The following is a 25,907-nucleotide window of genomic DNA, read 5'->3' as shown; positions in this document are numbered from 1 at the left end:
CAGGGAAGAATCTATCCGGCTGGGACTCGGCCAGACGCCGATGACGAGGCCCCGATGGGGTGGCGAGTTAGAACTCGTCCACCGACACCGGCTGGAGCAGATCGCGCACCGAGAGCACGCCGACGATCGCGCCGCTCTTCAACACACCCAGATGACGGGTATGGTGATGTTGCATGAGGTCGGCCGCTTCCGTGATCGACCGGCGCTCGTCCAGGCTGATGACAGGGGTGCTCATGATCGATTCCACCGGCACGTAATGCACCGGCTTGTTCTCTCCGACGACTTTCCGGACGATGTCGGACTCCGTCACAATGCCGACCACGCGGTCGTCCTGCTCGATAAACACGCTGCCGACATGGCGCTCGTTCATAACTCGGGCGGCGTCCGCCGCTGACGTTCCGACCGGGACCGTCACCAGCTGTTTCGTCATCAATTGACTGACTGTGACCATATGCATAACCTCCGTGATGTGTTTCCCACCCGGTCTGATGCCTCCGCATCCAGAACCGATGGTTGACGCAGTACGATACGCGCGCCGTGTTCCCGGACGATTAGACGATGGTAAATTGTGTGTTACGTAGGCAAAGGGAGGAGCAGCGAACCGGCGGCATGACCGGATCGGCGCATGCCGCCATGGACGAACGACGTCCGGACGAGGGGCTACTCTTTCACGACGAAGTGGACGCTGCGATTTTTCTGCCAGCACACCGGGTTGTGCTGCAAACACAAAGGACGATCCTTGCCGTAGCTCGTGACATCGACTTGGAGTTGGCTCATGCCCAACGATTCGAGGTACCGCTTGACCGAGAGGGCGCGCCGTTCACCCAACACCAAATTGTATTCCGAGGTGCCGATTTCATCGCACCGGCCTTCCAGGAGCACCTTGGTGACATGATTGTCTCTCAACCGTTTGGCATTGTCCTCCACCGCAGTGAGGGCATCGTCGCGTAAGACGTATTGATCGAAATCGAACAGCACATCCGGAAAGGGAATATTCTGCTCCCCGGTCGCGTTGCGTGCGGCCATCTCCACCGATCGCAAGGGAACGGGCGTCGGCTCCGGTGGGGGCGGAATTTCTTGGACCGGTGCGGCGGCCACCTGTTCCTCGACACGCGGTTTGGACGGCGTCACCGTCTTTCCTCCGCTGGTTCCCGCTTTGCTCGCGCAGCCGTCAAGGAAGAGGAGGGAGGCGACGGCACAGAGTCCGAGCAGGGCAAACGGGCGCAAACATTTCATGGAAACCTCCGGCGCAGAAGTGAGTTCGTGGATTGAATGAGGCACAGAATAATCAAATCGCGCAAACGAGGCAAGTTACTTCTTTCCGGCGCAGGTCTCATACACAGGCTGCGGATGCGACAAGGCGTCCCATCGCAGCATCTGGAGGGCATCGTCTACGTAGGCCGGTGAACGCATGCCGACAAGCACCGAGGTCACACCGGCAGTACTGCGTAGCACCCACAAGCATTTTTGCGACAAGGTCGCCGCGCGCCGCGCCTCCGGAAGCAGGGGATTGAGGGTGCGATGCAAGTCCTCGGTGCGCAGACGGCTGCGCTCCGCCGCTTCCCGTTGCAGACTTCTCAAGAGCGCGAGCAGTTCGGGCACATAGCGATCCCGCCAGGATTCCCATTGCTCCGCCACGGTGCCGGTGAACGCCTCCGCCAGCGCCCGCAGCACTTGGTTCACGTGCGGCGCGATCATGTGCTGTTCGATCTGTTCCCAATGCTCCAGTCCCTGGATCTGCGTCCGGATCCGGTTCAGTTCATCGGCCCATCGAAAGAAGTCACTCGGTACCATGCCCTGTCCACTGTGCGCCACCGCCGGCGCGAGACGCGTACGATACTCCTCTTCAAGCGTCGCAACTTTCTGGCGCTGTTCGTCGAAGGTTGCTTCTACTGCCGGCACCGACACATCGGCCAACCGGACGACTCCGCCGCGCTGAGCCGGCATCGCGTTCAAGGGGCGATTCACCAAGACGGCAATGCCTGCCCGCATCGCTTCCTCCAGCAATGTTCTGCCGTTGCCGGGGCCGGTGTTGGCGACCAGCGCCGCGCCGGATTCGTAGAGATTCATCGGACACTGCAGGACGGTGAAATGATGCGACGAGATGCCGGCCTTGTGTGCAGCCAGGGTCGCCGCATCGATCATGCGGGACAGCGATGTCGCGCCTGGCTCGTCCGCTCCCGCGGTGGAGGTATTCGAGGAGACGCCGTAGCCACGCAGGCGACCGGCTTGGACTTGCCCTTCGAGATACTCGAACGCCCGCTGCAACCGCCGATAGAATTCGACACGGAGTTCAGGCAGCGGACGCGATTCATTCCCGCCGAGCTTTGCGGCATGGGAGAGAAAGTATTCCGGATTGTGCAGCAGGCAGACATCCAGCGTGGCCAGCCCCAACCGATCCAGCGACAATGTCAGTTGATCGGCAAGAAAGTCCGGATGGATGCAATGCCAGATGTCGTCGCCGTATTTCACCATCTCGGGATAGGGCTTTCCGGATTTCTCCCGCGCCTGCGCCTGCGTCAGATTCTGCCCCTGGACGTAGCCGATCTTCGACACCACAACCACTGCTTCCCGGGCGAGGTCTCCGGCGCGGATCAACCCCTGCAAGACCGATCCGACCAGTTGCTCACTCTCTCCATCCATGTAGTTCGTGGACGTGTCGATCAGATTGCAGCCAGAACGAATCGCCTTGATCAGCGCTTCACGCTGTTCCGCTTCGCGCAGGCCCACACGATAGGTGCCGAACCCCAGCCGGCTGACCGTCAGGCCCGTCGCACCGAACGGGCCGAATCCATGGGCCAAGGAGCCGGGGCCGGATGCCGCATGGATGTGTCGCGCGGCATAGGTTGCGGTGCCCTGGGCCGTGGCATGTCCTGGTTGCAACGAACCACTCAAGACCTTCTGGGCTGAGGTCGCCGCAGCGACTTGTTGCTGAGGATCGAGCAACGCAGGAAGTTCCGCCGGATCGGTGATCGGCCGACGGCAGGAGAAGTTCCGGCAGACATACAATGCCGGCTGACCGTCGACCAGGGTTTTGCCCTGCAGCAAGGGATGCGCGGCCGGAGCATCCGGGATGACCTGATGGGCCAGCACACGATTGGGGACGTAGATCCGATTCACGGCGGCGCGCAAGACCTGGGTGCCCGCCGCATCGGCCGCCCCCACGACGGCGATCTCCGCGGGGCCGTTGGTGAGTAAATCCACGACGATCAGGCTTTTGGCGAACGCTCGGGGATACCGCGCGATCTGTCGGCCGTAGGCCCGAACGGCGGCTGCGGCAGCTTGACGAAAGTCCTCCCGCGCGAAATGAAAGGACAGGCGCGCCAGCACGGAGGCGGCGACGGCATTCCCGCTCGGGGTGGCGCCATCCGGTCCTTCACGGCTGCGCAGAATCAACGCTTCATGCCCGATTGCCGTGGTGAAGAAACCTCCCTGTTGCTCGTCGGCGAAGTCGGCGAGGATGTACTCGGCCAGGCGGACCGCCGCAAGCAGGTACCGCTCCTGGCCGCCTGCTTCGTAGGTCTCGATCAGGCCTTCGGCAAAATAGGCGTAGTCTTCGAGGTAGGCGTCCAGGTGGGCGGTGCCCGCGCGGTAGGTCCGCAGGAGTCGGCCGTCCGGCTTGGAGAGCCTGGTCAACAAGAAATCGCAGGCCCGTTGCGCCGCCTCGCGATATCGTGCCACGTCGAATACTCGGCCTGCTTCCGCCATGGCCCTGATCATCATGCCGTTCCAGGCCGTGATGACCTTGTCATCGAGCCCGGGAGGGGTGCGGCGCCCGCGCGCGGCATAGAGTTTCGGTTTGGCCTGCTCGATCGTCTGCCGCAGTTCATCAGCGGACAATCCCAGGTCCTTCGCGACCGTCTCCAGGCTGTGTGCGGTATGGAGCACATTCGTGTGTTCCCAATTGCCGGCAGCGGAGACGTCATAGTAAGCGCAGACCCGGCGCGCCGCCTCGTCGTCCTGGAGGACGGCTCGCACGTCGTCCGGCGTCCACACGAAAAACTTTCCTTCGACCCCTTCGGAATCGGCGTCGGTGGCGGAATAGAAGCCCCCTTCGGACGAGGTCATTTCCTTGAGAATGTAGTCGAGCGTCTCGCAGGCCACCCGGCGATAGTGCTCGTGTCCCGTGACCTGGTAGGCCTCGACATAGACATGCGCCAGCAGCGCGTTGTCGTAGAGCATCTTTTCGAAATGCGGCACCAGCCAACGGTCATCGGTGGAATACCGGGCAAAGCCGCCGCCGATGTGATCGTAAATCCCGCCGGCCGCCATCGCGTCGAGCGTGGTCCGCACCATGGTGAGCGTATGAGGATCTTTCGTGCGGTGATAACAACGGAGCAGCAGCGAGAGGCCCGTCGCCGGCGGAAATTTCGGTGCGCCGCCGAAGCCGCCGAGTGTGGCATCAAAATCTTCGGCAAACTGAGTCACGGCAAGATCGAGCTCGGCTTCGCCGACCGTCGTCGGGGAGGGCGCCGTGATGCCGTCCCGCAACCGCGCGGTCAGATTCGCGGCCTGTGCCACCACACCGTCGCGATCCTTCTCCCAGTATTCGGCGAGTTTCTTCAGGAGGGTCGGGAACCCCGGTCGGCCATACCGGTCCGACGGAGGAAAGTAGGTGCCTGCGAAAAAGGGGGTTTGATCGGGCGTCAGGAACACGGTCATGGGCCATCCGCCCTGATTCCGGTTCAACGCCAGCGTCGCCTGCATGTAGATTTCGTCCAGGTCCGGCCGTTCCTCACGGTCGACCTTGATGCAGACGAAATGACGGTTCATGAGCGCCGCCGTCGCCTCGTTCTCAAACGATTCCCGCTCCATGACATGGCACCAGTGGCAGGAGGAGTAGCCGATGGAGAGGAGGATGGGCCGGTTGAGTGTCGCCGCCTGCGCCAGGGCCTCCGGTCCCCAGGGATACCACTCCACCGGGTTGTACGCATGCTGGAGGAGATAGGGACTGGTTTCGTGAATGAGACGATTGGGGGCGCGAGACGTCGTGTGATCGGTCATGCGCGAACCGTATCACGCACCGACGGAATGGGTCAATGAAGCGGAGCAGAGGATTGGCGCGGGGAGCTGCGGGCAAAAAAAATTGGCCCGCGCCGGCATCCGGAGTCGCGGGCCAATTGTAGAATGCGAAAGAATCAGAAAGCGGGGCTCAGTGGCCGCCCTTCTTCTCTTCCTTCTTCTTATCGTCGCCGAACACGGTCTGGGAGAGGTGACCACCCTTCTTTTCGTCCTTCTTCTTGTCGTCACCGAAGACCGTCTGGGAGAAGTGGCCGCCCTTCTTCTCGTCCTTCTTCTTATCATCGCCCGCGAATGACGGAGCGGTGAACGCAACGAGAATGGCCGCCGCTACGAATGCAAACAGTGCACGCTTCATGGGAACCCCCTCCTTGAAAGTTGAGAATTAAGTGCCCACCACAAGGGCGGGGCGAGGGTAGCCAACCTGTCGGAAAAAGTCAATGCACGTCTTTGGGCCTGTCCAGCCACTGTAGAAATGTCCGGTTCATGGCTTGGCCTCGCGGGGCCGGGCAGGGAGAAGCGCTCGCAACGCCGATCTATCCCCGGTCCTGTTCCTCGGCCCGGCTGTGGTACACTCTTCACAAGCGCCGCACCTCATCGGGTCAACGAGCATGACCACGGACGACATCGGTCCCTACTCGAATTATCGTCTCACCGTCCGCCTCGCCCTCCTCAACAAACCGGGAATCTTCGCCAAAGTGGCTGCCCTGCTCGCCGAGGAGGGGGCCAATCTCGGCGCGGTGGACATCGTCTCGGCCAACGCCGAACGCATGATCAGAGACATCACCTTCGACGTGCAGAATGAAGCGCACGGGGAGCGGGTCCTCGAACGGCTGGAAGCGTTGCCGGAGGTGAACGTGCTCTCCGCCTCCGATCGGATTTTTCTCCTGCACCTGGGGGGCAAAATCAAAGTGCAGAGCAAGGTCCCGGTCACGACGCGGAATGTGCTGTCGATGATTTACACCCCCGGTGTCGGGCGCGTCTGCAAGGCGATCGCGAAAGACCCCTCGAAGGCCTACGCGTTTACCAGCAAGAGCAACAGTGTGGCCGTCGTCACGGACGGCTCCGCCGTCTTGGGACTGGGCAACCTCGGCCCTGCGGCTGCGTTGCCGGTGATGGAAGGCAAGGTCATGCTCTTCAAAGAATTGGCCGGGATCGATGCCTGGCCGATCTGTCTCGGCACCCAGGACCCCGAAGAAATCGTCCGTGTCGTCTGCGGCATCGCGCCGGGCTTCGGCGGCATCAATCTCGAAGACATCAGTGCCCCGCGCTGTTTTGAGATCGAACGCGCCTTGAAACAATCACTCGATATTCCCGTGATGCACGACGACCAGCACGGCACTGCCGTGGTCCTGCTCGCGGCGCTGACCAACGCGCTCACCGTCGTCGGCAAACGGATGGAGGAGGTCCGCATCGTCGTCAACGGCCTGGGCGCGGCAGGCACCGCGTGCTGTCGCATTCTCCTCGCTGCCGGGGCCTGCCACCTGGTCGGCTGCGACAAAGAAGGCATTGTCTTGATGGGGGAGGCGGAGGAGCTTCGGGCCTGCCGTACCGATCTACAAGCCTGTATTCGCCGCGATCGGCCCCGCGGCGCGGTCCACGACGCATTGAAGGGCGCCGACGTGTTCATCGGCCTCTCGGTGGGGAACGTCCTGACGAGAGACGATGTGGAGCGCATGAACCAGGATCGCATCGTCTTTGCCATGGCCAATCCCGATCCGGAGATCGATCCGAAAGTCGGGGACGAGGCCTCGCGCATTTTCGCCACCGGCCGCTCGGACTTCCCGAATCAAATCAACAACGCCCTGTCGTTTCCCGGCATTTTCCGAGGCGCACTGGATGTCCAGGCCGACGAGATCAACGAACCGATGAAACTCGCGGCCGCTCAGGCCATCGCCGACTGTGTGCCGGCGGATGCCCTCTCTGAGGACTACATTATCCCGAGCGTCTTCGACCGCGAGGTGGTGCCGCGCGTGGCCAAAGCCGTGGCTGCCGCCGCCCGTGCCTCCGGGGTCGCCCGGCGCCGCATCAAAATCGACGACGACGCGCGCTGACCTGCCGTTTACACATTCGCCGTATTTGTTCTTCCTCATTGGCGTCAGCCGAGTAATCCAGGTAGAGTACGAGCAGCAGTCATTGCCCCAAGCCGGTGCGTCCGTTCCACGACAGCCCCCCGGTGCGGTGATCTCAATCAGGAACGCGACGTGACGCCGACGACCATCCAAGTGATCGGAACCATCCTATTCGCCACGGCGATCACGCATACCTTTGCCACCTCCTTCTTCCAACACCTGGCCCATCGGCGTCCGGCCCATGCAGGGTTGTGGCATCTCCTGGGTGAGGTCGAAGTCGTCTTTGGTTTTTGGGCGGCGGTCCTCATGGCGGCGATGTTCATCACCGATGGCGCGACCGCTGCGTTGCGGTATATCGACGCCTATCCGTTTATCGAGCCGATGTTCGTGTTTGCCATCATGGTCATCGCGGGATCCCGTCCGATCCTGCAAACGGCGCGGCGATCGACGCAGGTGCTCAGCCGCTTGTTGCCCCTTCCGTCGAACGTGGCGTTCTATGTCACGGTGATGGCGGTCGTTCCGCTGATGGGGTCGCTGCTGACCGAGGCCGCGGCCATGACCCTGGCTGCGCTGATCCTCCGCGATCGGTTTTTTCGCCATGGCCTTTCGTCGAATTTGCAATACGCCACGTTGGGCGTCTTGTTCGTCAACGTGTCGATCGGCGGTACCCTGACCCCGTTTGCCGCGCCCCCCATCCTCATGGTCGCGGCGACCTGGCAGTGGGATATGACCTTCATGGCCTCCACCTTCGGATGGAAGGCGGCGATTGCCGTCTTCGTGAACGCCGTCGTGTTGACGGTGTTGTTTCGACGAGAGTTGGCCGCGCTCCCGAGCGAAGAGCGCCAGAGCGACGGGGCCCCCACACCCTTCCCCTTGGTGGCGATTCATCTGTTCATGCTGGCCGGGGTCGTCGTGTTCGCTCACCATCCGGCCATCTTCATGGGCCTCTTCCTCTTTTTCCTCGGCTTCGCCCATGCCTATGAGCGGTATCAAAACCGGCTGCTCCTCCGCGAGGGGCTGCTTGTGGCGTTTTTTCTGGCCGGGCTGGAAGTGCTGGGCGGACAACAACAATGGTGGCTACAACCGATCCTCTCGCAATTAAGCGAGCACGCCGTGTTCTTCGGCACGACGTTCTTGACCGCCTTTACCGACAACGCCGCGTTGACCTATCTGGGCTCCTTGGTCGATGGCCTCTCCGATGCCTTTAAGTATGCGCTGGTCGCAGGCGCAGTCACCGGTGGAGGCTTGACGGTCATTGCCAACGCGCCGAACCCGGCCGGTCTGGCGCTGCTCCGGAACCATTTTGAAGAAGAAAGCGTGAGTCCTGCCAAACTGGCCCTGGCAGCTCTGCCGCCGACCATCGTCGCGGCCGCCGCCTTTTTACTCCTGTGAGATTCTCCCGCCCTCGCCCCTTAACCATCCGGAAATCGTTGTGCTAAGATGCGGACGACCTTGCCCCACGCCCGCGAGGTCTCGCCGGACGAGGACCTGTGGCCTTCTCAACCAATCGCCTGTTTAAATATCAACGAGGCATGCGACGACGGATCGGCATGCTGCGCGCCAAGAATGTGGACAGCATGGAATTTGCGGTCGATTTCATGATGCAGGAGCGGGTGGACAGCTACTTTCGCATCGAACCGGCGCTTGAAGAAGTGGAACGGTCCTTGGGGCAAATCGAAGACGAATTGGACCGGGTGAGGGATGTCTCCGGCGCCTCGCGCTTGGAGTCGCGTTTGGAATTCGTCGAAGACCGCTGGGATGAACTGGACAGCGAGATACGGGAACGCCCCCGTCGCCGTCGTCGCAAGATCAACCTGGCCGACTTTTTGAAGACCGCCGGAGGAGACGGCAGTCCCGCCGGTACGAGCGGCGAGGTCAACAACGCCTACGACGCCTACCAGCTGCTGGGGCTGGAGTTCGGCACCCCGCTGACCGACGTCACCACCGCGTTCCGGCAACGCGCCAAGGAACTCCACCCCGATGCCCGCAACGGCGACCGGAGCTCCGAACCCGAACTCCGACGCATTCTCGAAGCCTATCAATTTCTCAAAGAGTACCTCAGCCTGAGCAACACCGAACCGCCCATTTCCCGCGGCGACTATCGTCCCACCGAGTAACCCATGGCCACATTACAACCGGACCAATCCTTCATCACCTCCGACGACATGCTCGACGCCCTCTGCGACCGCCTGGCGGAAAGCCGCGTGATCGCGATCGACACCGAATTCATGGGAGAGGACCATTTCATTCCGCGACTGGAACTGATTCAAGTCGCAGCAGAGGGCGTCGCGGCGGTCATCGATTTTCCCGCCGTTCAGGCCGGGGCGCCGATGGCTCGGTTCTGGGAACTCGTCTGCGAAGCCCGGATCGAAAAAGTCCTGCATGCCGGGCGGCAGGACCTTGAGCTGTTCGCGCACCATGCGGGCCGACTCCCGAAACCGTTCTTCGACACCCAGATCGCCGCCGCCATGGTCGGCTATGGTGCGCAGACCGCCTATGCCAACTTGGTGCAGCGGGTGCAGGGCGTCAAGCTCGACAAGGCGCATACGTTTACGAACTGGAGTCAGCGCCCGCTGAGTCAGGAGCAGTTGGTCTACGCGCTGGACGACGTGACGTTTCTGCTGCCCATTCACCGGCACCTGCGCCAGAAATTGTCCGTCATGGGTCGGCTCGAGTGGGTGGACGAAGAATTTTCCCGTTTGGAGGTCTCGCTGGGCGCACAGGCGCGCGACCCGCAAGAGCGGTATCAACGGATTCGGGGATGGGATAGTCTCAAACCGCGCGCCGCCGGAGTCCTCCGCGACCTCGCCGCCTGGCGTGAAGGCGAGGCGCGACGCCGCAACGTGCCCCGGGGACGCGTGATGCGCGATGAGGTGCTGGTTCAATTGGCGCGTCAAACCCCACGGACGCTGGAGCAACTCCGCAGCATGCGAGGCATGTATTCTTCGGAGGTCGAACGCAACGGGCAAGCGTTGCTGGCTACCATGCAGCAGGCGCTGGCGCGCCCCGAGTCCGAATGGCCGGACGTACCGCGTGATCGCAAGCCGGACCCGGAATCCACGGGCATACTGGAACTGCTGCAGGCCGTGCTCAAGTCGCGCGCGGCGGTGGAAAACATCGCGCCGACCATGATCGCCACCTCCGGCGATCTACAAGCTCTTGTCGAACGCGCCTCACCGCTGGAGGAACCGGATATTCCGGTGTTGCGTGGATGGCGACGTCAGTTGGTAGGGGAAACGCTCTTGCATGTCTTGTCCGGAGATCTCAAGGTGTGGATCGACCCGGCGGTCGGCAAACTGCGCTTCGGGCATCTCGATCGATCGTAGCCGTTCCAATCGAAACCTCACGCCCCAGCCGCCCCGCGCTTCACCGGTTCCTACAACAACGGCCACCAAGCTCCCACGTACCCATCAACGGCCGACACGACCGGACGCAGGGGAACGAAGGATGCGGCGCTCTTTCCACATGCCGAAGAGCAACGTGAGGAGCGCGAGCCCGATTTCATCGGCCAGGGGAATCACGTCGGGCACGATGAAGTCAGCCACGGTCAGGAGCGCGAACAACAGAAAGAGCGACGGAAACCGCAGATTGAGACGTTGAAGCAGCCGCCCCAGGAACGACACACGGTCAGTTGAACCATAGGCAAACATCTGAACCCTCACTCTTCCCACGCCGACATCGCACCCGACCATCAGACGGACTGCCTGGAATCCGCTTATAAGAGTTCGCTGATCGTATCGGCCGGGCGCGCCAACATCGCCTTGTCACCCTTTTCCACGATCGGCCGCTGAATCAGATCCGGGTGAGCGATCATCTGATCCAAGAGTTGGTCCTCGCTCAAAGCGGGGTCGGAGAGCTTCAACGACTTGTAGAGATCTTCCTTCGTCCGCAGGACCTCGCGTGCGGAGAGACCGGCCTTTTTCAACAGCGCCTTGAGCTGACTCTTGGTAAACGGCTTCTCGTAATAGTTGATCGCGGTGAACGGTTGCCCGCTCTCGCGCACCAAGCGCACCGCTTCACGGCAGGTTGAACAGGTGGGTTTCTGATAAATCGTGATCTCCGCCATACGCTGCTTCTCGCTCCTTCCTTCCAGGTTCCCTTGACGCTAATTTTTCACCTGTGTTACATGGACGCAGGCCATTAACCTCGAAACACTCGTCATTACCCATGCCAATCTTCGGAACCGACACCAGCGACCAGACCGGCAAGTTTTCTTGTGCCACCGCCACGCAGCGCACCTTGAAAGACCTGCGAACCAAACGCAAAGGCCAGCCGGTCTTTGTGGTCGGACACCGGTTGGAACGAAAGGGCTCGGAAGCCACCTTCGAGGTCTTCAACGACCGGTTGGCCGTGATTCGCTTCGAGGACGACGCCCGCCTGGGATACGATCCGCTGGAATTGCTGCTGCCCACCGAAATCGACGAGAAGGGCGTGGCCTACTTCGAAATCCGCACCTGCCGGGTGTGTGAGCAATTATTCCCGCTCACCGCCGAGGAATGTGATGCGGAGGAAGAGCCGACCGTCTGTCCCGAATGCGCCTCACAGAAGTGATGAGTGCTCAGTGGTGAGTTGTAAGTGATGACTCATCACTTACAACTCAACCCCATTTCATTCAATCTACCAGCGGGGCAATCTCGACGGCCTTCTTGATCAGGCAATCGCCCGCATATCCCTGCAGCGCCATCGGCAGCATGCTGGCATCGAGCACCCGGGCGGAGAACACCTTCAGCCCTTCTGCGATCTTCGCCCCCTCGAGCTTCAACGCGTGACAGACTTCCAACGTCCGCCAGACCGGATTCCCGGCGACCGCATCCCCAGGAATGAGCTTCAGATCCGAGACCGCTCCCTCCGCCAACACCTTCGCGGAAATGCGCATCTTATCTTTCGGCACGGCACTGACGACGGCAAAAAATATCTGTTCGTCCTCGCCCCACACAGGAACGACCGCACTCATCATCGTCAACAGCACCAACGGCAGCCAGTACGACCGGCTCATGCCTCACCTCGTTGTGGCGTCGGAGTGGGTATCGGACCGAATATCTCGCCCGGAGGGCGGAAGACGCCCAGACGGCTCGGACAAGGAACCGGCCGCGGGACCTCCGTGACTCAGCGTGCTGCGTCCGACCCGCTGTGAGCCCGGTGAAACGGTCGACCCTGCTTGTTCGGCCGGCCGTTCACCGCTGCTTAACCACAATGCCGCCGCACCGGCGCCCAGAAGCCCGAGTCCCACCAGGTTGCGCGCCAACCGCGTCACGTCTCGCCCCTCATTCGAACGTCACGATCGTTTCGCGGTAGTATGCCAAGCGAGTGCCATCAATTCAAGGTGACCGCTGGGTCGATCGGCTCGATCATGGTAAGCTGAAGCGGGTCGGCTTCCATCATCAAGCCGGACGGATGCGGACTCCGTCAAACCGTCTACCGCATCGCTCAGAGCCCGTCACCTGTTCTATTGAGAGAGGAGAGTGAGTCTATGCCGCACGATTTTATGCCGGGCCTTGCCGGCGTTCCCGCTGCCAAATCCGCCATCAGCGATGTGGACGGGACGCGAGGAATCCTTGAATACCGTGGCATTCGCGTCGAGGAACTGTGCCAGCACTCATCGTTCCTCGAAACCAGCTACTTGTTACTGTTCGGCCGACTGCCGAACGCCAGCGAGCTGACACAGTGGGTCAACGATGTCACGCACCATCGCCGGATCAAGTTTCGTATTGTGGACCTGCTGAAGGTGATGCCTGAACACGGCCATCCCATGGATGCCTTGCAGGCGGCTGTCGCGGCGCTCGGCATGTTTTACCCCGGTCGCAATGTCAAAGATGTCGAGAACAACTACTGGTCGGCCGTACGCCTAATCGCCAAACTGCCGACCATCGTGGCCGCCTGGGCCAGACTGCGACGCGGGGACGAATACATTCCCCCGCGGGACGACCTGCCGTTTGCCGAGAACTTTCTCTACATGCTGACGGAGAACATGCCCCATCCGCTGTGGAGCGAGGTCTTCGACGACTGTTTGATCCTCCACGCGGAACACACGATGAACGCGTCGACTTTTGCCGGCATGGTCACGGCCTCGACGCTGGCTGACCCGTACACCGTGGTGGCGTCGTCGATCGGCGCCTTGAAAGGGCCACTGCACGGCGGCGCCAACGAAGAAGTGGTCATGATGTTGCGGGACATCGGCACGCCGGCCCAGGCCAAGTCGGCGGTCGAGGCTCGGCTCCAAGGCAAGAACAAATTGATGGGGTTCGGGCATCGGGTCTACAAGGTAAAAGATCCGCGCGCGACGGTCCTGCAGGATCTCTGCATGCGGCTGTTCAATGTCTGCGGGACCTCTCCGCTCTACGAAGTGGCGGTGGCGGTGGAGCAACTGGCAGGGGAGCGGCTGAAGGAGAAGGGCATCTACCCCAACGTCGACTTCTACTCAGGCATTATCTACGACAAGATGGGCATCGAGGTGGATCTGTTTACCCCGCTGTTCGCGATGGCGCGGGTCAGCGGGTGGCTGGCGCATTGGTTGGAGCAGTTGCGGGAGAACAAGCTGTACCGGCCTGACCAAATCTACTCCGGCGAACACGACCGGCATTATGTGCCGATCGACCGGCGGTAGGCCGATGGTGGGCTACTCGGTGCGGCCAATGAACCACCAGACCACCACGGACGTCACGAACATGATGCCGCCGAGCAACGCGTAGGATATGAATTCCAACATGGCGATCACCTCCCTGTATGAAGGGGGCTACTAAATAATGACGGGCACCCTAATGTCAAGGCCCGGCGCGGAACATTCTCCTCTGCTGGACGCTCTTGACTTCAGCAGACAGGAGATTACCTCCAAACTAGTAAGTAGGATGTCGCAAGCGCACTATCGACAATCCACACACACAAGGAGGTTTCTCCATGGCGATCGTACGATGGGATCCGTTTCGAGAGTTGCAGGACATGTCCGACCGTTTAAACCGCATGATTGCGCATCCCTCATCCGCCGGCAACGTCGGGCAGGGGAAGGAAGTCATGACAGTGGCTGATTGGACCCCGACCGTGGATATCAGCGAGACCGAAGCTGAATATGCCATCAAGGCAGAGCTTCCCGAGGTGAAACGGGAAGACGTGAAGGTGACCGTCGAAGACGGGGTGCTCACCATCCAAGGAGAGCGCAAGCAGGAGAAGGAAGAGAAAGGCAAGAAGTACCATCGGATCGAGCGGTCTTATGGCCGGTTCGTCCGAACCTTCACGCTGCCGGATACGGTCGATGAGAGCAAGGTGAAGGCGGAATATGCCGACGGCATCCTGCATCTGCATCTGCCGAAATCGGAAAAAGCGAAGCCCAAGCAGATCGAGGTCAAAGTCGCCTGATCGCCCGACAGGGGTTCTGAAGCAAGGCCCGCGCATGCGCGGGCCTTTTCTTTTTGATTGACCACTCCCACACCCATATCCTCACCCGTGATCCGCCGGACCCCGCGACGACGTCACAGCTAGAGCCGCCTAGGGACACAGCTGATGCTTGTGCTTCCGCAGGGGGAGCGTTTAATATGCGCCGTTCCTGCACGTTAACCGCCAGCCATTCGAGGAGATTCGACGATGAAGAACGCTTCACGCCCGTCCGACCGCACCACATCCCTGACGACCGCCACGCGCATGGAGCGCGACACGATGGGGGAGCTGCCGGTTCCATCCAATGCCTATTACGGCGTGCAAACCGCCCGCGCGATTGAAAATTTCCCGATCAGCTCGCTGCGTATTCCACGATCCATGATCCGGGCCATGGGCCTGATCAAACGCGCCGCTGCATCGGTGAACCACTCGCTCAAACTGCTCGACAAAAAGCCGGCCGACGCCATCGTGCGTGCCGCCACCGAGGTCGTCGATGGGCGGCTCGATGCGGAATTCCCGGTGGACATTTTCCAAACCGGTTCAGGCACATCCACGAACATGAACACGAACGAAGTGATCTCCAACCGGGCGACGGAATTGCTCGGCGGGGCCAGAGGCAGCAAGCTGGTCCACCCGAACGACCATGTCAACCTGGGGCAATCGAGCAACGACGTCATTCCCACGGCGATCCACATCGCAGCGTCCGAAACCATCCAGCGGCAACTGATCCCGGCCTTGACCGAGCTCCATAAGGCGCTCAAAGGCAAGGCCCGCGAGTTCGACAAGATCGTCAAAATCGGACGCACCCATTTACAGGATGCCACGCCGGTTCGACTGGGCCAGGAATTCGGAGGCTATGCCAGACAGATCGAACTGGGAATCGCGCGGATGAAACGGGCCCAGGCTGCCCTGAGCGAAGTCGCACTCGGCGGGACCGCAGTCGGCACCGGCCTGAACTGTCATCCGAAATTCGCCGCCAAGGTCATGGCCATCATTTCCAAGGAAACCGGTTGCAGCTTTAAGGAGGCGGTCAACCATTTCGAAGGGCAATCGGCACAGGACTCCCTGGTGGAAGCGAGCGGGGAGTTACGCACCCTGGCCGTGAGCCTGATGAAGATCGCCAACGATATTCGCTGGCTGGGCTCGGGCCCCCGCTGCGGACTGGGCGAAATCAACCTGCCTGAGACCCAACCCGGATCGTCCATCATGCCGGGAAAGGTCAATCCGGTCATTGCGGAATCCGTCACCATGGTCTGTGCACAGGTCATCGGCAACGACGTCACGATCACGGTCGGCGGCCAGGCCGCCAACTTCGAATTGATCGTCATGTTGCCGGTCATGGCCTACAACCTACTGCAGTCCATCGAGCTCCTCGCGACCGCCTCGACGAACTTCGCCGTGAAGTGCATCTCGGGCATCAAGGCGAACGAAGCACGCTGCAAAAGCCTGATCGAGGAAAGCCTGGCGATGTGCACCGCCCTCGCTCCGGTCATCGGGTACGAGGCAGCCGCAAAGCTGGCCAAGGATGCGTACAAGTCCGGAAAGACCGTGCGCGAAGTGGCCCGCGAGCAGAACGTGTTGCCGGAGAAACGACTCTCTCAACTCCTCGACCCCTGGAGGATGACCCAGGCCGGCGGGCCGGTCGGCAGCGCCGGCGGATAGAAACCTAATGTGCCGTCACAATGGCAGCGACACGAGTCGGTGCCGGGCTGTCGGAAGCCCTCTCCGCTTTTGACAGCCCGACAACCCCTATGCTAACGTGCCAAAAATTTTGGGTTCTTTGGCCATCGGATGGTCGAAGATCATCACGATTCATTCTAGATATACATTGAAGGGTAGATAATGAGCGCAACCGGTTCCGAGACAAGCGGACATGTGGTAATCGTCGTGGGCGCAGGCCCCGCCGGAATGGCCCTGGCCAAGAACATGGCGGATGCGGGTCATGAGGTCATCATCCTCAATCGCGACATCAAGTTTGGCGGGTTGGCGGAATATGGGATTTTCCCCAGCAAACTCAAACTACGTGGCGGATTGAAGAAGCAATATTGGGACATGCTCGAACAACCCAACGTGCACTACTTCGGCAACGTCTCCGTCGGTCAGGGGAAAGACCTCTCCGTGGAGGACTTGCGGGCATTGGGCGCCAGCGCAATCGCCTTCTCAATCGGAGCGCAAGGCACGAAAGCCATCGGTGTCGAAGGCGATTCTGCCAAAGGTGTGTTCCATGCAAAAGACGTCGTCTACCACTTTAATCGCCTGCCTGGATTCGGCGACCGTCCGTTCGACATGGGCAAACACGTGGCTATCATCGGAGTCGGCGATGTGATGGTCGATATCGCCCACTGGTTGATTCGGTACAAGAAAGTCGAACGCGTCACGGCGATCGCCCGCCGCGGCCCCGTCGAACGCAAGTACAATCCAAAAGAAATCAGGGCCGTCTGCTCAAACATGGATCAGGAAGGCATCGCTAAGGAATTTGCACGTATCAAGGAGCGACTCGCCGCCGTCGGTCAAAACGCAGACGAGGTGCTGGCGAGCCTGACGGCAGAGTTCACCAAATGTGAGCAGACCGACAGCCCCTCGAAAATGGGCTTCCGTTTTCTCGCTTCACCCAAACGGGTGCTGGTCGACAGCAACAACCGCGTGCGGGCGTTGGAGATGGAAGAAAACAAACTGGAACCGAAAGGCGACGATACGGCCGCAGTCGGCCTCAAACAGTACTACGAATTCCCCGTGGATAGCGTGGTCTTTGCCGTCGGTGATCGGGTCGATGACACAGTGGGGCTGCCCTACAAGAACGGCGTCTATGTCACGAATCCTACCAAGACCGGCAACGATCCGGACGATGCCCTGTTCCAAGCGTATGATGAGAAGTCCGGTCAGGTGGTCGACGGCGTGTTTCTCGCCGGATGGGCGCGAAAGGCGAGCGAAGGTCTCGTCGGGATCGCTAAGCGGGATGGAGACTGGTGCGCGGAAGTGATTGCGCGCTACTTGGGGACCAAGGCCGGACAGCCACGCCCCGGAGCAGGGGAAGTGCTGGCAAAGCTACAGGGCTTGCTGAAGGAACGGAAGAGCAGGCCGGTTGACCTCGACGGTCTGAAAGTCTTGGATGCCGTCGAGAAGGCTCATGCCGGTTCACCGGATGCCATCGGAGAATTCAAGTTCGCGTCGAACGCAGACATGTTGGCCCATATCGAACGCGGGCGCGCCTAGCGCGCCCGCCGGTTCGTCACCCGTCGCCCCACTTCAGCTTCTCCCGCAACACTTCGTAATAGCTGCTTTCCGGAAAGCGAATGAGCCTGGTCAAATGCTCGGAGGCGTGAATCTCGACCGTATCTCCCTGTGTTAATGCCACGCCAACCTGGCCGTCCAGCGTCGCCATGGCGCCGTCGTCCCTGCTGGTCAACATCACTTCAATCTGGGCTGTGGCCGGCACGATCAAGGGGCGATGCGTCAGGGTGTGAGGACAGACCGGCGTCAGAATCAAGGACGGGACAGCTGGATTGATGATGGGTCCGCCCGCGGAGAGCGAATAGGCGGTAGAACCTGTCGGCGTACTCACGATCAACCCGTCACCGCGTAAATTCGTGACGAACTGCCCTTGGATGGCAATCTTCAGTTCGATCATTCGAGCAAGGGTGCCCTTGCTGACGACCACATCGTTCAGCATGACCCCGCGCGCCACCGTTTCTCCATGTCGATGGACATGGGTTTTCAGCATCAACCGCTCGTCGAGCACGAAATCATTCGCAAAGACCCGCTCAAGCGACGGATACAAATTCTCCAAGCGCACTTCCGTCAGGAAGCCGAGTCCGCCCATGTTCACCCCGAGAATCGGAATTCCACGCTCGCCGGCCAGCCGCGCCGCATTCAACATGGTCCCGTCTCCGCCCAACACCAGAAGCACATCGGCTTTGCTGGCCAGTTGGGTTTTTTGAAACCCGCCCGGTTCCCCGAGCAGGGCGGTTGCGGTCGTATCCAATAGCACGTCGATGTTCCGGGAACGCAGCCAGCTGACCACAGCCTGGACGGTCGCCTTGACTTCCGGAAATTTTGGTTTCGTCAGGATGCCGATACTTTTACTTTTCATACGTGAGACCGCGAGACGCTGAGGTGCGGAGCCGGTTGAAAGGTGCGGGATTGTATCGAGATGATTCTTTGACTGTCAAACACGAGCACCGTGATGACGCCGGTTTCACGATCACGTGCGCGTGCACAGGCGCGTGCGATTCGACAGTCGTAGCGCGCCTTCCGCGATTCGCTCAATACCTTGACACCCCATATTGCGGTAGTTAGAATCACATCATGACGAGTGTGTGAGTCGTCAATCTGCATCACATCACTCAGCTAAGGCTTCTCATACAGACCCCATCACCATAAGGAGGCGGGATGTTCGAACGGTTCACGGACAAGGGTCGCAAGATCATCATCCTGGCACGTGAAGAAGCCGAGCGCCATCAGAACGATTACCTGGGCACCGAGCACCTGGTGTTGGCCATCCTTCGCGAGACGGATGGGATTGCGCTGATGATCCTCAAGAAAATGGGCCTCTCCACGGAACAGATCCGTCTCGAGATCGAGCGAAATCTACCGGGCGGCGGGACAACGATGACCTTCGGCGAAATTCCATTCAGCCCGCGGGTGAAGAAAGTCATCGAGTACGGAGTGGAAGAAGCCCGGTTACTCGGTCACAACCATATCGGCAGTGAGCATCTCTTGCTCGGCCTCCTGCGTGAAGAGGAAGGCATCGGCGGAAAGATTCTGAGGAGTCTTGGCGCCAACCTGCTCACCGCCAGGCAGCTGACGGTCACCTTCCTCAGAAAGTCGGCCCCGCGGGAACGAGACCGCAAGAGCAACACCCCCGCACTGGATGAATTCGGGCGTGACCTGACCCAGTTGGCCCAAGAGGGGCAATTGGATCCCGTCATCGGACGGGCGGATGAAATCGAACGCGTCCTGCAGATCCTCAGCCGCCGCTCCAAGAACAATCCCGTACTGATCGGCGAATCCGGCGTTGGCAAGACCGCCATCGTCGAAGGCCTCGCGCAGCGGATCATTGCGTCGGAGGTTCCCGACAATCTCCTCTCCCGTCGGGTGATTGCGCTCGATCTGGGCTCCCTCGTCGCCGGCACCAAGTACCGCGGCCAGTTCGAAGAGCGGTTGAAGGTGGTGATGAAGGAGATCGTGCAGGCGGGCAACATCATTATCTTCATCGATGAATTGCACACGCTGGTCGGCGCAGGCGCAGCTGAAGGCTCGATCGACGCCTCCAACATGCTCAAGCCGGCGCTGTCGCGCGGTGAAATTCAGTGCATCGGGGCTACGACGCTGGACGAATACCGCAAGCACATTGAGAAGGACGGCGCACTCAAACGGCGTTTTCAACCGATTCATGTGCAACCGCCGAGCACGGATGAGACCGTCCGTATCATCCAGGGCCTGCGCGACCGATATGAAGAGCACCATGGCGTAGAGATCACCGAAGACGCCATCGTCGAAGCGGTCAAGTTGGCGGATCGCTATATCACTGATCGATTCCTGCCGGATAAGGCCATCGATCTGATCGATGAAACCGGTTCGCGCGCCAAGTTACAAACCTATGCGCTGCCGACTGAACTCAAGGCGCTGGAGCAGGAACTCAAGAAGATCTCGCGTGAAAAAGAACTGGCCATCTCGATGCAGAACTTCGAAGAAGCCGTGCGCCATCGGGAAGAAGAAGAACGCTTGAGAAAACTGCTCGACGAGTCCAAACGTGAATGGAAAAAGAATCAGGAAAAGCACAAGCCGACGATCGGCAAGGAAGAAGTCGCCTATGTCGTGTCAAAAATGACCGGCATTCCTCTCTTTAAGTTGGAAGAGGAAGAGTCCAACAAATTACTCCGCATGGAGGAATTCCTCCACAAGCGGGTCATCGGGCAGAATGAGGCCATTTCGGCAGTCGCCCGCGCGATTCGTCGATCCCGGGCCGGCCTCAAGGAAGCGAAAAAGCCCATCGGGTCGTTTATTTTCCTCGGCCCGACCGGTGTCGGGAAAACGGAGTTGGCCCGCACGTTGGCCGAATTCCTCTTTAACAGTGAAGATGCGCTGATTCGCATCGACATGTCGGAATACCAAGAAAAGTTCACCAGCTCGCGTCTCTTCGGAGCACCCCCCGGATACGTGGGTTATGAAGAAGGCGGGCAGCTGACCGAAAAGGTTCGCCGCCGCCCATACTCCGTGGTTCTGTTCGACGAAATCGAAAAAGCGCATCCGGACGTGTTCAACGTGCTTCTCCAAGTCCTGGATGACGGCGTGCTCACGGACAGCCTGGGTAGGAAAGTCGATTTCAAGAACACGGTCGTCATCATGACGTCCAACATCGGAACCAAGCTGATCCAGAAGGGTGTCTCGCTCGGATTCCAGAATGATGAAAAGAGCGGACAGGAAGGACGCAGGAAGGATGAAGTGATGGGCGAGCTTCGCCGGTCCTTCAGTCCGGAATTCCTGAACCGGATCGACGAAATCGTGGTCTTCCACCCGTTGGAGAAGGATCACCTGATTCACATCCTGGATATTCTGCTGCGGGAGTTGAATCTCCGCCTCATCGACAAGAGCGTCAGCATCGACGTGGACGACGAGGTCAAGCAGTGGCTCATCAAGGAAGGGTACGAACCGCTGTATGGCGCGCGCCCGATGCGCCGCATCATCCAGCGGGCCATCGGTGATCCGTTGTCCGAAGAACTCATCAAGGGCCGTTTCAAGGACAACCGGAAGATTAAGGTCGTCCTGCGAGACGGCGCACCAGCGTTTATCGAACAGGAGGCCATGGCGGGCGTGTAGCTCGACGGCCATCCGTCAGGGTAGGGTCAACGCGTACTTGAGATCCTGTAGTACTACCGGCAACCCCCGCGGTCCTCAATCGGATCCGGGGGTTGTCGTTTTTTCGAAGCGCAAACCGTCCTTCATGAGATTTCGGCTCATCCCGTCCCAGCTCCTACCCATGGCTATTGGGCTTCAACGCTGTTCTTGCTCATCCTGCGTAGGGTCATGTCGGCAACCGCACGAACTGTATGGCACCTGTCTGTAGCATGACCACCTTCGGCGCCACTACCGTCCTCGGCCCAATCCTGGGAATTGAAACATCCTGCGATGAAACCGCTGCGGCCGTGCTCGATGGCACCGGACATGTCCTCTCCAATATCATTTCCTCCCAACAGGCGGTGCATGAGCGATTCGGCGGGGTCGTGCCGGAATTGGCGTCGCGCGCGCATATTCAAAATGTGGATCATGTCACTCGCCGGGCCTTGGACAACGCGAGACTCGGATGGCAGGACCTCACCGCCATCGCCGTGACGCAAGGGCCTGGCCTGGCCGGCGCCCTTTTGGTCGGGCTGAGTTACGCGAAGTCCATCGCGTACGCCCTGGGAATTCCGTTGGTCGGCGTCAGTCACCTTGAGGGCCATATCGCTTCGGCCTGGATCGATCGCCCGGCGTTTCCTCGAAACTGCGTGGTGTTGATCGCATCAGGTGGCCACACCCATCTGTTTCATGCGGACGAGTCGGGTGGCTTTCGGCTCATGGGACGTACGATCGACGACGCGGCCGGAGAGGCCTTCGACAAAGGCGCGCAGATGCTGGGCCTGGGCTATCCCGGTGGGCCACTCATCGATGCTGCCGCCCGCAAGGGGCGCCCGACAGTGGTGCGGTTCCCGCGCTCTCGTGTGAGAACCGGGGCCTTGGATTTCAGCTTCAGCGGATTGAAAACCGCCTTGCTCTATCACCTTCAAACCCTGACCCCGAACGCGATCGCCGAGCAGCAGGCCGACTTGGCAGCCTGTTATCAGGAGGCCATCGTGGACGTCCTCGTGCGACAGGCGTTCGCAGCGGTCGAGAGAGCAGGGGTGTCCGCACTCGCGGTCGTCGGCGGTGTGTCTGCGAATTCCCGGCTGCGGGCCAAATTGACCGAGCGGGCCACCCAAGAGGGGATAGAGTTGGGACTCCCGGCTCTCTCCTATTGCACCGACAATGCAGCGATGATCGCCGCCGCAGGGCAGCGGGCACTGCTCCTCGGCCAGGTCACGGCGCTGGACGGCGAAGCCCTGCCGGATTGTGTGTTGCCTTCCGCCGCACCTGGCGGAGCCACTGGCCGAAGACGGTAACACTCAAGTACTTTGGGAGTCTGACCATCGCCACCATTCACGGACAAATCAGTGGCCTGAAAGCCAGTCACCTTGCGGCGTTGGAGCGGTTGTACCGTCGGCGCATTCCGGCCTCGGTCGTGATCACGACCGAACTGGCGCGCACGGCGAGCCAGCTCTCACGCGACATGCGCCGTCCCATCGGACTGCTCATCACGCGCCGCGGAGTCATCGAACAGGTATTGGTCGGGCCGGGGTGCGCCCCCACCATCGAATCATTGGCAAAATTCAGAGTCGGCGCACACTCACTCCGAGGACTCCGACTCATCCGGACACATCTGCACGAAGAGCCGCTCAGTCAGGAAGACATCACCCACCTCGCGATGCTGCGGCTGGATTTGATCGGCGTGCTCGGTGTCACCCAGGAAGGGGAACCCAGTCTGTTGCATCTGGCCCATCTGCTGCCGCCCAACCCTGAGGGCGAGGTCTGCCGTCTGCTTAAACCGGTCCCCTTCCACGAACTCGACCTCCAATTGGATACGTTCCTGCATACGCTCGAAAGCGACCTCCAGCGTTCAGCTACTCACCATACGGTATCCGCCGGCACGGAATCCGCGATTCTGGTGAGCGCATCACCCCGAAGTCGCGCCGAGCAGGAAGAGCATCTGGAAGAGCTCAGCGAGTTGGCCGAATCGGCCGGCGTTCGCGTCCTTGACCGTGTCGTTCAACGCACCCAGGAAGGCTACGAACGGTACTTGCTCGGCAAAGGGAAATTGAAGGAGATGGTGATGCGCGCGCTCCAAAAGGGCGCCGACCTGATCATTTTCGACCAGGATCTTGCTCCCGCACAGGCGAGAGCGATCTCCGAGGTGACGGACATCAAAGTCATCGATCGGACCCAGCTCATTCTGGATATTTTTGCCCGCCGCGCTCACACGCGGGAAGGAAAGGTACAGGTCGAGTTGGCCCAGCTTCGTTACCTGCTCCCCAGGCTCCTTGGACACGGTACCTCGCTGTCACGTCTTGGGGGAGGCATAGGATCCAGAGGGCCGGGCGAAACCAAACTGGAGACCGATCGCCGCCGCATCCGCGATCGCATCGCGCACCTGGAGCGGGAAATTGCGGATGTCGCCCGCCATCAGGATCAGCGCCGAGCGAAGCGTATCCGGCAGGGGCTCCCCATTCTTTCCATCGTGGGATATACGAACGCCGGGAAATCCACGCTGCTCAACACCCTGACCCACAGCGAGATCCCCGCACAGGATCGGCTCTTTGAAACACTCGACACCACCAGTCGCCGCCTACGCTTCCCGCACGACCGGGAAGTCATCGTCACCGATACCGTGGGATTTATCCGGGACCTGCCCAAAGACTTGGTTGGCGCCTTTCGTACGACCCTGGAAGAACTCCGTGATGCCGACCTGCTGCTCCACGTGGTGGATGCCTCCGCAGTCGATATTGATCAGCAGATCAAGGCGGTCGACAGCATCCTTCAGTCGCTGAACATGGATACCATTCCACGGGTCATGGTCCTCAACAAGTGTGATCGGCTTGCCGCACAGGAAGTCACCGCGCTGAGTGCGCGTTATCATGCCATCGGCATCTCGGCCTTGAACCGGGACAGTTTACGCCCGTTGATCGCGCACCTTGAGACACTCCTCCCTGTGGTGCCGTCCTTCTCAGCGCCTGCGGAGCATCCGGACCAACCGCCACAGGACCTGGCACTTGCATCTCGATCTTAAGCGCTGCACAATTGGTGCCCATCAGCAACGCATCATGAAATCTGTCGTGACACCGACATCTTCCGCCTCCGCGGAACGCCGCCGCCTCCAGCGCATCCTCACGACGTTACGAGACACCGCACCGGCTATGAAGGTGGAATTGGACCACCGCACCCCCTGGGAACTGCTGGTGGCCACCATCCTGTCGGCGCAATGTACGGACCAGCGTGTCAACCAGGTCACGCCGAATCTGTTCCGCCGGTATCACCACCCACGCGATTATGCGGAGGCCGACCCGGCAGAACTGGAAGCCCTGATTCGCCCAACCGGATTCTTCAAGACAAAAGCCAAGAATCTGATGCAGTGCGCGAAGGTCGTCACCGAGCAATTTCACGGTGAGGTGCCGGATACGATGGACGCCCTCACGACCCTGCCGGGAGTCGGGCGAAAAACAGCGAATGTGCTCCTCGGCAATGTGTTCGACAAGCCGGCTGTGGTGGTTGATACCCATGTCAAACGCGTCTCCGGACGCCTGCACCTGACTCGCCATACTGATCCGGACAAAGTTGAAGCTGACCTACAAATGTTGCTGCCTGCACGCCAGTGGACGGAAGGATCACAACGGCTCCTTCTGCACGGCCGATACGTGTGCCTCGCGCGCGCACCGAAATGCCGAGACTGCGCGATCGCTTCAGAGTGCCGTTGGGAGGGGAAAACCGTACGATGATCCGGAGCATGACGGGGTATGGGAAAAAAGACGTGACGTCGCAGACCGCAAGCGTCACCGTGGAGATCCGTTCAGTCAATCACCGGTTTCTGGAAGTGGCGGTGCGAGTGCCTCGTTCCCTCGCACAGTTGGAAGACCAGATTCGAAAAACCGTCCAGCAACGCTGCCTGCGAGGTCGGGTCGATGTGTCGGTCTCCGTTCATGCCGCCGGCGGGAGCCTGAAAACCGTCCAGATTGATCAGGCGCTCGCCAAGCAATATCATGTCGCCCTCAAGAAACTGCAAAAAGGTTTGGGGCTGAAAGGCACCGTCGATATTTCCCTGTTGGCCGGATTTCGGGACATCGTCTCGATCACCGATGAACCGGTCGACACAGAACATCTGGGCAAAACGGTCGTGCGAGCCCTCGGTGGCGCGTTGACGGACCTGGAAAAGATGCGTAGACGAGAAGGGGATGCGCTGGTGAAGGACCTGCATGCGCATCTGGACGCGATTCGCATCGCGAAATCCGTTGTGGCGGATCGAGCACCGGAACTGGCCGCCAACGCATTTGGTCGCATGAAGGGGCGGATTGAAGCCCTTCTCCAGACCGAACTCCCGGACCCCGCGAGACTCCAGCAGGAGCTCGCCCTCTATGCCGACCGGTCGGACATCTCGGAAGAATTGGTCAGACTCGAGTCACATATGCTACAGTTCGACCAGACGCTCCACAGCAAGGAGTCCGTGGGGAAGACCTTGGAGTTTCTGCTTCAGGAAATGGGACGGGAAGTGAATACAATCGGCTCTAAAGCAAATGACGCCGACATTGCCGCGCTGGTCGTTCGCATGAAAGCCGAACTGGAAAAATTGCGCGAACAAGTCCAAAATGTGGAGTAACGCCGGTC

The 25,907-nt window shown here is 60.4% G+C and carries 22 protein-coding genes; 14 read left to right on the top strand and 8 right to left on the bottom strand.

The genetic code is table 11. The features are described 5' to 3' along the window. Nucleotides 1–67: 67 nt before the first annotated feature. The 4 genes from KJA79_RS17075 to KJA79_RS17060 all read right to left on the bottom strand — a co-directional run bounded on the left by KJA79_RS17075 (nt 68) and on the right by KJA79_RS17060 (nt 5,377). On the bottom strand, nt 68–451 hold the full coding sequence (locus KJA79_RS17075) for a CBS domain-containing protein (RefSeq protein WP_213043265.1): 384 nt from the start codon (nt 449–451) through the stop codon (nt 68–70). 209 nt (nt 452–660) lie between these two features. After that, on the bottom strand, nt 661–1,236 hold the full coding sequence (locus tag KJA79_RS17070) for an OmpA family protein (protein WP_213043264.1): 576 nt from the start codon (nt 1,234–1,236) through the stop codon (nt 661–663). A gap of 75 nt (nt 1,237–1,311) precedes the next feature. Further along, complete coding sequence (locus KJA79_RS17065; protein WP_213043263.1) at nt 1,312–5,004, bottom strand: aldo/keto reductase; 3,693 nt, start codon at nt 5,002–5,004, stop codon at nt 1,312–1,314. A gap of 148 nt (nt 5,005–5,152) precedes the next feature. Continuing rightward, the gene (locus KJA79_RS17060; protein ID WP_213043262.1) at nt 5,153–5,377 is read right to left on the bottom strand and encodes a hypothetical protein; all 225 of its coding nucleotides are present in this window, start codon (nt 5,375–5,377) and stop codon (nt 5,153–5,155) included. 253 nt (nt 5,378–5,630) lie between these two features. Here KJA79_RS17060 and KJA79_RS17055 point away from each other — a divergent pair, with 253 nt between their 5' ends. From KJA79_RS17055 to rnd, 4 genes are all read left to right on the top strand, one after another. Beyond that, nucleotides 5,631–7,073 carry an NAD-dependent malic enzyme gene (locus tag KJA79_RS17055; protein WP_213043261.1) on the top strand — a complete coding sequence of 481 codons (1,443 nt, stop codon included), beginning with the start codon at nt 5,631–5,633 and terminating at the stop codon, nt 7,071–7,073. Between the two features lie 150 nt (nt 7,074–7,223). Beyond that, entirely contained in the window at nt 7,224–8,483 is a 1,260-nt protein-coding gene (locus tag KJA79_RS17050; protein ID WP_213043260.1) for a putative Na+/H+ antiporter, read from the top strand. Between the two features lie 140 nt (nt 8,484–8,623). Next, nucleotides 8,624–9,208, top strand: coding sequence for a J domain-containing protein (locus tag KJA79_RS17045; protein ID WP_213043259.1), 585 nt, complete (start codon nt 8,624–8,626; stop codon nt 9,206–9,208). Nucleotides 9,209–9,211: 3 nt separating this feature from the next. Beyond that, nucleotides 9,212–10,417, top strand: coding sequence for a ribonuclease D (gene rnd / locus KJA79_RS17040; protein ID WP_213043258.1), 1,206 nt, complete (start codon nt 9,212–9,214; stop codon nt 10,415–10,417). Between the two features lie 84 nt (nt 10,418–10,501). Here the strand turns inward: rnd and KJA79_RS17035 are convergent, their stop codons facing one another. Both KJA79_RS17035 and arsC read right to left on the bottom strand, forming a co-directional pair. Continuing rightward, nucleotides 10,502–10,741, bottom strand: coding sequence for a DUF6116 family protein (locus tag KJA79_RS17035; protein ID WP_213043257.1), 240 nt, complete (start codon nt 10,739–10,741; stop codon nt 10,502–10,504). A 65-nt stretch (nt 10,742–10,806) separates the two neighbouring features. Beyond that, entirely contained in the window at nt 10,807–11,157 is a 351-nt protein-coding gene (arsC, locus tag KJA79_RS17030) for an arsenate reductase (glutaredoxin) (protein ID WP_213043256.1), read from the bottom strand. Between the two features lie 101 nt (nt 11,158–11,258). Between arsC and KJA79_RS17025 the strand changes: the two genes are divergently transcribed. Then, nucleotides 11,259–11,642: a hypothetical protein gene (locus tag KJA79_RS17025; protein ID WP_213043255.1), complete on the top strand. Its 384-nt coding sequence runs from the start codon at nt 11,259–11,261 to the stop codon at nt 11,640–11,642. Between the two features lie 61 nt (nt 11,643–11,703). Here KJA79_RS17025 and KJA79_RS17020 read toward each other — a convergent pair whose 3' ends face one another. Then, nucleotides 11,704–12,087: a hypothetical protein gene (locus KJA79_RS17020; protein ID WP_213043254.1), complete on the bottom strand. Its 384-nt coding sequence runs from the start codon at nt 12,085–12,087 to the stop codon at nt 11,704–11,706. A gap of 474 nt (nt 12,088–12,561) precedes the next feature. Here KJA79_RS17020 and KJA79_RS17015 point away from each other — a divergent pair, with 474 nt between their 5' ends. The 4 genes from KJA79_RS17015 (at nt 12,562) to KJA79_RS17000 (ending at nt 17,672) form a co-directional block, all read left to right on the top strand. Then, on the top strand, nt 12,562–13,695 hold the full coding sequence (locus tag KJA79_RS17015) for a citrate synthase (protein WP_213043253.1): 1,134 nt from the start codon (nt 12,562–12,564) through the stop codon (nt 13,693–13,695). A 290-nt stretch (nt 13,696–13,985) separates the two neighbouring features. Next, on the top strand, nt 13,986–14,441 hold the full coding sequence (locus tag KJA79_RS17010) for an Hsp20/alpha crystallin family protein (protein WP_213043252.1): 456 nt from the start codon (nt 13,986–13,988) through the stop codon (nt 14,439–14,441). Between the two features lie 225 nt (nt 14,442–14,666). Then, complete coding sequence (locus KJA79_RS17005) at nt 14,667–16,121, top strand: class II fumarate hydratase (RefSeq protein ID WP_213043251.1); 1,455 nt, start codon at nt 14,667–14,669, stop codon at nt 16,119–16,121. A gap of 180 nt (nt 16,122–16,301) precedes the next feature. Beyond that, the gene (locus tag KJA79_RS17000; protein WP_213043250.1) at nt 16,302–17,672 is read left to right on the top strand and encodes an FAD-dependent oxidoreductase; all 1,371 of its coding nucleotides are present in this window, start codon (nt 16,302–16,304) and stop codon (nt 17,670–17,672) included. Nucleotides 17,673–17,688: 16 nt separating this feature from the next. On the opposite strand, the gene KJA79_RS16995 is transcribed toward KJA79_RS17000, so the two are convergent. Then, the gene (locus KJA79_RS16995; RefSeq protein ID WP_213043249.1) at nt 17,689–18,549 is read right to left on the bottom strand and encodes an NAD(+)/NADH kinase; all 861 of its coding nucleotides are present in this window, start codon (nt 18,547–18,549) and stop codon (nt 17,689–17,691) included. A gap of 299 nt (nt 18,550–18,848) precedes the next feature. On the opposite strand from KJA79_RS16995, the gene KJA79_RS16990 reads away from it, so the two are divergent. The 5 genes from KJA79_RS16990 (at nt 18,849) to KJA79_RS16970 (ending at nt 25,899) form a co-directional block, all read left to right on the top strand. Then, a complete protein-coding gene (locus tag KJA79_RS16990; RefSeq protein ID WP_213043248.1) occupies nt 18,849–21,278 on the top strand; it encodes an ATP-dependent Clp protease ATP-binding subunit in 2,430 nt (809 codons plus the stop codon). Nucleotides 21,279–21,508: 230 nt separating this feature from the next. Next, complete coding sequence (gene tsaD / locus KJA79_RS16985) at nt 21,509–22,597, top strand: tRNA (adenosine(37)-N6)-threonylcarbamoyltransferase complex transferase subunit TsaD (protein ID WP_246507751.1); 1,089 nt, start codon at nt 21,509–21,511, stop codon at nt 22,595–22,597. Next, nucleotides 22,546–24,318, top strand: a complete 1,773-nt coding sequence (gene hflX / locus KJA79_RS16980) for a GTPase HflX (protein WP_246507749.1) — start codon at nt 22,546–22,548, stop codon at nt 24,316–24,318. The genes tsaD and hflX overlap by 52 nt, the downstream gene beginning before the upstream one ends. 34 nt (nt 24,319–24,352) lie before the next feature. Continuing rightward, a complete protein-coding gene (gene nth, locus KJA79_RS16975; RefSeq protein ID WP_213043247.1) occupies nt 24,353–25,024 on the top strand; it encodes an endonuclease III in 672 nt (223 codons plus the stop codon). Next, nucleotides 25,021–25,899, top strand: coding sequence for a YicC/YloC family endoribonuclease (locus KJA79_RS16970; protein ID WP_213043246.1), 879 nt, complete (start codon nt 25,021–25,023; stop codon nt 25,897–25,899). The genes nth and KJA79_RS16970 overlap by 4 nt, the downstream gene beginning before the upstream one ends. Nucleotides 25,900–25,907 lie beyond the last annotated feature (8 nt).

It is taken from the genome of Nitrospira defluvii (genome assembly GCF_905220995.1).
Taxonomy (GTDB): domain Bacteria; phylum Nitrospirota; class Nitrospiria; order Nitrospirales; family Nitrospiraceae; genus Nitrospira_A; species Nitrospira_A defluvii_C.
Note: the sequence above shows the minus strand (reverse complement) of the source record. Positions and strands in the feature narration are given on the sequence as shown.

Excerpts from the sequence above, each read along its gene's own strand:
- KJA79_RS17075 (WP_213043265.1), bottom strand. The coding sequence starts at position 451 with ATGGTCACAGTCAGTCAATTGATGACGAAACAGCTGGTGACGGTCCCG.
- KJA79_RS17070 (WP_213043264.1), bottom strand. The coding sequence starts at position 1,236 with ATGAAATGTTTGCGCCCGTTTGCCCTGCTCGGACTCTGTGCCGTCGCC.
- KJA79_RS17065 (WP_213043263.1), bottom strand. The coding sequence starts at position 5,004 with ATGACCGATCACACGACGTCTCGCGCCCCCAATCGTCTCATTCACGAA.
- KJA79_RS17060 (WP_213043262.1), bottom strand. The coding sequence starts at position 5,377 with ATGAAGCGTGCACTGTTTGCATTCGTAGCGGCGGCCATTCTCGTTGCG.
- KJA79_RS17055 (WP_213043261.1), top strand. The coding sequence starts at position 5,631 with ATGACCACGGACGACATCGGTCCCTACTCGAATTATCGTCTCACCGTC.
- KJA79_RS17045 (WP_213043259.1), top strand. The coding sequence starts at position 8,624 with ATGCGACGACGGATCGGCATGCTGCGCGCCAAGAATGTGGACAGCATG.
- rnd (WP_213043258.1), top strand. The coding sequence starts at position 9,212 with ATGGCCACATTACAACCGGACCAATCCTTCATCACCTCCGACGACATG.
- KJA79_RS17035 (WP_213043257.1), bottom strand. The coding sequence starts at position 10,741 with ATGTTTGCCTATGGTTCAACTGACCGTGTGTCGTTCCTGGGGCGGCTG.
- arsC (WP_213043256.1), bottom strand. The coding sequence starts at position 11,157 with ATGGCGGAGATCACGATTTATCAGAAACCCACCTGTTCAACCTGCCGT.
- KJA79_RS17025 (WP_213043255.1), top strand. The coding sequence starts at position 11,259 with ATGCCAATCTTCGGAACCGACACCAGCGACCAGACCGGCAAGTTTTCT.
- KJA79_RS17020 (WP_213043254.1), bottom strand. The coding sequence starts at position 12,087 with ATGAGCCGGTCGTACTGGCTGCCGTTGGTGCTGTTGACGATGATGAGT.
- KJA79_RS17015 (WP_213043253.1), top strand. The coding sequence starts at position 12,562 with ATGCCGCACGATTTTATGCCGGGCCTTGCCGGCGTTCCCGCTGCCAAA.
- KJA79_RS17010 (WP_213043252.1), top strand. The coding sequence starts at position 13,986 with ATGGCGATCGTACGATGGGATCCGTTTCGAGAGTTGCAGGACATGTCC.
- KJA79_RS17005 (WP_213043251.1), top strand. The coding sequence starts at position 14,667 with ATGAAGAACGCTTCACGCCCGTCCGACCGCACCACATCCCTGACGACC.
- KJA79_RS17000 (WP_213043250.1), top strand. The coding sequence starts at position 16,302 with ATGAGCGCAACCGGTTCCGAGACAAGCGGACATGTGGTAATCGTCGTG.
- KJA79_RS16995 (WP_213043249.1), bottom strand. The coding sequence starts at position 18,549 with ATGAAAAGTAAAAGTATCGGCATCCTGACGAAACCAAAATTTCCGGAA.
- KJA79_RS16990 (WP_213043248.1), top strand. The coding sequence starts at position 18,849 with ATGTTCGAACGGTTCACGGACAAGGGTCGCAAGATCATCATCCTGGCA.
- tsaD (WP_246507751.1), top strand. The coding sequence starts at position 21,509 with ATGGCACCTGTCTGTAGCATGACCACCTTCGGCGCCACTACCGTCCTC.
- nth (WP_213043247.1), top strand. The coding sequence starts at position 24,353 with ATGAAATCTGTCGTGACACCGACATCTTCCGCCTCCGCGGAACGCCGC.
- KJA79_RS16970 (WP_213043246.1), top strand. The coding sequence starts at position 25,021 with ATGATCCGGAGCATGACGGGGTATGGGAAAAAAGACGTGACGTCGCAG.